Below are 2,785 nucleotides of genomic sequence, written 5' to 3'. Positions count from 1 at the left end.
GCTGAGCGCAGCCGAAGCATCTCTAACTGCTCCACTAATCATAATTACTGCTGCGGTAGAGATGCTTCGGCTGCGCTCAGCATGACGTTCAATAGACTTACTTCCTACCCCAAGAAAACCTCCTACCCGCGCACCCTCCCACCCCCATACCCTATAGAAATGCACATTTCCCGCAAAAAGCCTGCGTACCCCCTCACGCCCGCGCTGCGGCAGTACCTGCGCGACTACGACCGCGACGCCCCGCTGCCGGTGAGCTACGCCGACTTGCGGCGCTACAGCAACTCGTTTCCGCTGCGCGACCGCACCGGGCGCGACACGCTCTGGCAAACCGTGTACTACGAGCCGCAGGCCATGCACGAACTCAGCGAAGGCCTGGCGGAGGTGTACGCGCTGCTGAAAATGGGCGGCGATTTGTCGTTCACCGAGCACCTGGTGGCCGACCGCATCGACTTCTGCCACTTCGGCAACTCGCAGCCGTTCCGCATCCGCATCCTCAACCAGCTCAACGACAACTACGATTTCTTTTATGTGAAGCAGGCCGACGCCTCGCGGATTTACGGCCTGGAGCTGGAGCACGTGCTCTCGCCCAACTCGATGAACTTCCTGGTTGACGGCACCAATACGCTCATTGAGGAGCACATTGCCGGCATTCCGGGCGACGATTTTATTCGCCTGCGCCTCAGCCAGCCGCACCTCAACCAGGTGCGCATCGCCAAGGAGTTTGTGAAGTTCAACGAGCGCTGCTTCGCCCGGCTGCTGGGCGATATGCGGGCTTATAACTACGTGATTGACGTGACGCCTGACTTTGAGGACGAGCAGTACCGGGTGCGGGCCATCGACTTCGACCAGCAGAGCTACGAGGGCAACCAGCGCATGTACCAGCCCCGCTACTTCGCCGACAATGCGGCGGTGGTGGACCTGTGCGCCCGCCTGCTGAAGCCCGAAAACGTGCGCCAGTACCAAACCGAGGAGCGCACCCTGATGGCCCGCCGCGCCCGCACCGAGCGCCACCGCCTGCGCGCCCTGCTCGACGTGATGCGCGCCCACGACCTCGCGCCGCCCGAGAAAGTGGCGGAGCTAAAAGCCGCCCTCAACCACCACCACCGCACCCAAAAATTCGACCACTGCGACTCGATGGGCGACCTCGTGCGGCAGAACCTGTGGCTCATGCTGGGGCCCCGCACCTTGTCCACTGTAATGCCTTAGGGTCCCCGGCGATACAGTGGTTCAACACGCACCCTTAACGTGGCAGCGGCCACCCTTTTCGCTATGGTTAAGATTGAACAACAGGACGATGTGGTGGTATTCGTGGTTGAAGGCTGGCACAAGCTCTGGGCGCTGCGCAGCGAGCTGCGCATCCCGCAGGCCAACATCAAGGGGGCCCGGCGCGATGCCCAAGCCTCGCACGCCTTTGGCCTGCGCATACCCGGCACCCACGTCCCGGGCTTCCTAAAGGCCGGCACATTTTACATAGACGGCTTTTTTGGCAGCAAGCCCTCGTTCATCGACGTGCGGCACGACGCCAACACCATCGTGGTAGACCTGGCCGACGAGCAGTTCAACCGCCTCATCATCGAGGTGGAAGACCCCGACGCCGCCGTGGCCCTGCTCACCCGCCTCGCCACCCCCACCAGCTAACTACAACAGAAAAAGGCAGCTGCCCCAATTTGGAGCAACTGCCTTTTTTGTGGGTGAATTCAGCCGGGACTACACCGCCGGCTTGGGGGCGGGCAGGTCGAAGGCCTTAGCGTCGTGCTCGAAGTGGCCCTTGTGCGATCCGTCGCAGAACGGCTTTTGGCTGGAGAGGCCGCAGCGGCAGATGCTGATGCGCTGGCGGCCGCCGAGCCCGTAGGGCTGGCCCTGGGCGTCAACGAGTTCGATGTCTTCGCCCTCTACGCGGAGCGAGCCGTTGGCAAGTACAGTGAGTTTGGTGGCCATTTTTGGGGTGGGTATTGGTTGTTAGTTACTTGGTTTAAAGCGTTTTGCGCATGATGTAGTCATTCATGAAGTACGGGCCGATGGGCACGTCTTCCTCGCGCTGCTGCACAAAACCGCGCCGCTCGTAAAAGCTAAGGGCGGGGTTGTAGCGGTTCACGTTCAGGTCGAGGGTGTGGCCGCCGGCGCGGCGCACGGCCTCCTCCACGGCCTCGATGAGGTGCAGGCCCAGGCCCTGGCCCTGCTGGGTGGGCAACACGTAGATTTTGTGGAGCTTGTACTCGGTGGGCGCGGCGTCGGCGGGGGCCCCATCGGCGGGCGGCTGGGGCGCGAAGGAGGCAAAGCCGGCCGGCTGCCCGCCCACGTGCGCCAGCAGAAACGTGTGGTGCTGCTCGGCCATCTGGCGCTTAAGGGCGGCGGGCGTGTAGATGACGCGGTACATGTACTCCATCTGCTCGCGCGAGAGAATGAAGCGGTAGGTGGGCTCCCAGGTGCCTTCGGCCAGCTGGATGATGGTGGGAATGTCGCGGAGGGTGGCGGGCACGATGCGCGGCGGCGCGGGTGGGGTGTTCATAGCAGTACGGCGGGGCGAGACGCGAAATTGGGGCGAAAAAAAGCAAAATCAGCCCGCTTTTTGTACGAGATGCCGGTTTCCAACGTTCACCACGGCCGGTGCTTTCTCGCGCCGCTGCTTTTTATCTGCCCTACCCCATGCCCCACGCCCTGAAACTGACCCTGTCCCTGGCCGCCCTGCTGCTCGCCGCCGGGGCCCCCGCCCGTGCCCAATCGGCCACCGTTGTCGACAGCCTGCGCCGCGCCGGCGAGCTGGTGGGCAGCCGCCCCAGTGCCC

4 protein-coding genes are annotated in these 2,785 nt (G+C 63.4%); 2 read left to right on the top strand and 2 right to left on the bottom strand.

The features are described 5' to 3' along the window. The first annotated feature begins 159 nt into the window (after window positions 1–159). Window positions 160–1,206, top strand: coding sequence for a hypothetical protein (locus BEN49_RS13795; RefSeq protein WP_070744315.1), 1,047 nt, complete (start codon window positions 160–162; stop codon window positions 1,204–1,206). A gap of 63 nt (window positions 1,207–1,269) precedes the next feature. Beyond that, complete coding sequence (locus BEN49_RS13790; RefSeq protein WP_070744313.1) at window positions 1,270–1,638, top strand: hypothetical protein; 369 nt, start codon at window positions 1,270–1,272, stop codon at window positions 1,636–1,638. A gap of 69 nt (window positions 1,639–1,707) precedes the next feature. Here BEN49_RS13790 and BEN49_RS13785 read toward each other — a convergent pair whose 3' ends face one another. Further along, window positions 1,708–1,938: a CDGSH iron-sulfur domain-containing protein gene (locus BEN49_RS13785; RefSeq protein WP_070744310.1), complete on the bottom strand. Its 231-nt coding sequence runs from the start codon at window positions 1,936–1,938 to the stop codon at window positions 1,708–1,710. A gap of 34 nt (window positions 1,939–1,972) precedes the next feature. Further along, on the bottom strand, window positions 1,973–2,509 hold the full coding sequence (locus BEN49_RS13780) for a GNAT family N-acetyltransferase (RefSeq protein ID WP_070744307.1): 537 nt from the start codon (window positions 2,507–2,509) through the stop codon (window positions 1,973–1,975). Between the last annotated feature and the right edge of the window lie 276 nt (window positions 2,510–2,785).

This window comes from Hymenobacter coccineus (assembly GCF_001816125.1).
Taxonomy (GTDB): domain Bacteria; phylum Bacteroidota; class Bacteroidia; order Cytophagales; family Hymenobacteraceae; genus Hymenobacter; species Hymenobacter coccineus.
This window is presented reverse-complemented; position numbering and strand designations above follow the sequence as displayed.

What these genes read in the sequence shown, in the direction of transcription:
- BEN49_RS13795 (WP_070744315.1), top strand. Translation starts at nt 160, where the DNA reads ATGCACATTTCCCGCAAAAAGCCTGCGTACCCCCTCACGCCCGCGCTG.
- BEN49_RS13790 (WP_070744313.1), top strand. Translation starts at nt 1,270, where the DNA reads ATGGTTAAGATTGAACAACAGGACGATGTGGTGGTATTCGTGGTTGAA.
- BEN49_RS13785 (WP_070744310.1), bottom strand. Translation starts at nt 1,938, where the DNA reads ATGGCCACCAAACTCACTGTACTTGCCAACGGCTCGCTCCGCGTAGAG.
- BEN49_RS13780 (WP_070744307.1), bottom strand. Translation starts at nt 2,509, where the DNA reads ATGAACACCCCACCCGCGCCGCCGCGCATCGTGCCCGCCACCCTCCGC.